Raw genomic sequence first — 2663 nt, forward strand, 5'->3', positions numbered from 1 at the left:
GTGAAACTTATTGTAGTGCTCCGAATGTGAGGCGGTTTGCTCGAGTTTGTGTACTTAGTGAGTGTGTATGTAAGCTCGCACAAAAGCTCGCTTTGTCAAAGCGCTAGCGCGTTATGTAATACTACGAGTAAGATGGCAAACAGTGTGTGACGCGCCAGTAGCGATGTTGTTTGCTTGCGCGCAAAGTGAAGTGATTTTTGCGAAAGAGGCTTTATTATGCCAAATATGTTTGGTACTGACGGTGTACGCGGTTTAGCTAATCGCGATTTAACTGCTCAGCTTGCACTAGATTTAGGCGATGCAGCAGTGCGTGTTCTTGGAGATAAGCATGCATCTACTACATCCCAAGTATCTGCTCGCGAAGAACATACAACTCACGCTCGTCGTCGCGCACTTATTGGCAGAGATACGCGCGTTTCTGGCGATTTTCTAGCTTCTGCGCTCGCTGCAGGCATGAGCGCCGGCGGTTTTGATGTTATTGATGCCGGAATTATCCCAACTCCTGGCGTTGCATTTTTAACTTCCGTACTAAACGTTGAAATGGGTGCTGTTATTTCCGCATCTCATAATCCGATGCCAGATAACGGCATTAAATTCTTCGCTCGTGGCGGTTTTAAGCTTCCAGATAGCAAGGAAGATGAGATTGAGGCTGTGCTTGGTCAAGATTGGGAGCGTCCAACCGGCGCTGGTGTTGGTCGAGTCAGTCACGATACTACTACCGCAACAAACCTGTATATTGATCACTTGGTTTCTGCTGTTGCGCCTTTGAGTAAAGATTCAACTACACGTCCAAAGCCGCTTGCAGGTTTGCGCGTCGTAGCGGATTGTGCGAACGGTGCTACTTCCGTTGTTGCTCCTGAAGCTCTTCGCCGTGCCGGCGCGGAAGTAATCGTAATTAACGCTTCTCCTGACGGCTACAATATTAACGATCACGCAGGCTCGACTCATCCTGAGCAGTTGCAAGCCATGGTTAAAGCTTCTCAGGCTGATTTAGGCGTGGCTTTTGACGGTGACGCCGACCGTTGCTTAGCTGTTGACGAGAACGGCAATATGGTTAATGGCGATCAAATTATGGGTATTCTTGCACGTGCTAAGCAGGCTGAAGGTAAGCTGAATCACGATACGCTTGTTGTAACCGTGATGAGCAATCTTGGCTTAAAGCTTGCTCTTAAAGATATGGGCATTGCAACTGTTCAGACAAACGTCGGCGATCGTTACGTTTTGGAAGAAATGCTGAAGCATGATTATTCACTCGGTGGTGAGCAGTCTGGTCACGTTATTAATCGTGAATTTGCAACCACCGGCGATGGCACTCTTACTGCTTTAACTTTGTGCCGTGAAGTTGTGCGCTCCGGCAAGAAGCTTTCTCAAATGGCAGCTGACTTCCCGCAATTGCCACAATGCTTAGTAAATGTGCCAAATGTAGACAAAATGGCTTCCAAAACTAACGCAGCCGTGCTTGCCGCGGTGGAGAAAGAATCTAAGCTTTTGGGAGATACAGGTCGCGTTCTTCTTCGTCCTAGTGGTACCGAGCCGCTTGTGCGCGTTATGTGCGAGGCTTCAACTCAGACTCAGGCGGATGAGGTTTGTGCTCGTCTTGCCCAAGTTGTGGTTGATAATTTGAAGCTATAGCGTTTGCTTGCGTTGCTTGCATTTACTGCTTTGCTACTTACTTGCTTTTGCCTACGTTTCAATATGCTCTAGCAGTGCGCAAATAATTTTGGTACAATTAACACCTTGGTGCTTGTTTCACGTAACGTCAATGTGCGTACGTAACGTGTGCCGCTCAAACTTTCTTATACAACTTCGCGTCTATTGCCGCGTTACAGTAAAGGAGTCCTATGTTTACGCATCACGCAAGTGTTGATACGAAGCTCAGTCGTGCCGTTGAGCATTTGTTGGATTCCGCTACAGAAGATGGTATTTTGCCAATTGTTCAAGCTGGCGAGCCTGTTTTGCGCCAGCGAACTGTGGCATATGACGGCCAGCTTACGCGTGCTACTCTCACAAAACTTATTTCGCTGATGCATAGCACAATGCTTGAGGCTCCAGGCGTTGGGTTAGCGGCTCCGCAGATTGGTTTGGGTCTTGCTATTGCTGTTATTGAAGATCACGTTCGTGATGATGAAGACGATCCTCGCGATATTGCAGAACTTCCGTTCCGCGCTATTATTAACCCTCACTACGAGCCGATTGGTACTCAAACTCGTAGCTTCTACGAAGGTTGCTTAAGCGTTTCTGGTTATCAAGCTGTGCGTCAGCGTTGGCTTGACATTCAAGCGACTTGGCAAGATGAAGACGGAAAGCAACATTCCGAGCGTTTGCATGGATGGCCTGCGCGTATTTTCCAGCACGAAACTGATCATCTTCGCGGTGAACTTTATATTGATCGCGCGGAAATGCGTTCGCTTTCTACCGACGAGAATCTTGAAGATTATTGGGCAGACGAAGCAGTTCCAGTAGCTGCAGCTCGTACGCTCGGTTTTGCAATCTGAATATTTTACTTTTACTTTTAGTGCGCGAGTGTCTCTGTTTGGCGATTTTCGGACATTCGTACAGATGGCGCTCGCGCGCTAAATCGCAGCGCTCGGGCAGGTCGTCAGCGCACGTTTGGAGTGCTGCACAACCTCAAACCCTCCAAATGCGAGATGATTCTCTCACGT

Annotated in this window: 2 protein-coding genes; both read left to right on the forward strand. The window is 48.1% G+C overall.

Going from position 1 to position 2663, the window contains the following annotated elements:
• The first annotated feature begins 216 nt into the window (after positions 1-216).
• Positions 217-1632: a phosphoglucosamine mutase gene (gene glmM, locus HMPREF3208_RS01570; RefSeq protein WP_016637728.1), complete on the forward strand. Its 1416-nt coding sequence runs from the start codon at positions 217-219 to the stop codon at positions 1630-1632.
• A 209-nt stretch (positions 1633-1841) separates the two neighbouring features.
• Entirely contained in the window at positions 1842-2495 is a 654-nt protein-coding gene (locus HMPREF3208_RS01575) for a peptide deformylase (RefSeq protein ID WP_016637729.1), read from the forward strand.
• Positions 2496-2663: the final 168 nt, after the last annotated feature.

The organism is Gardnerella vaginalis, assembly GCF_001546485.1.
Classification (GTDB): Bacteria; Actinomycetota; Actinomycetes; order Actinomycetales; family Bifidobacteriaceae; genus Bifidobacterium; species Bifidobacterium vaginale_D.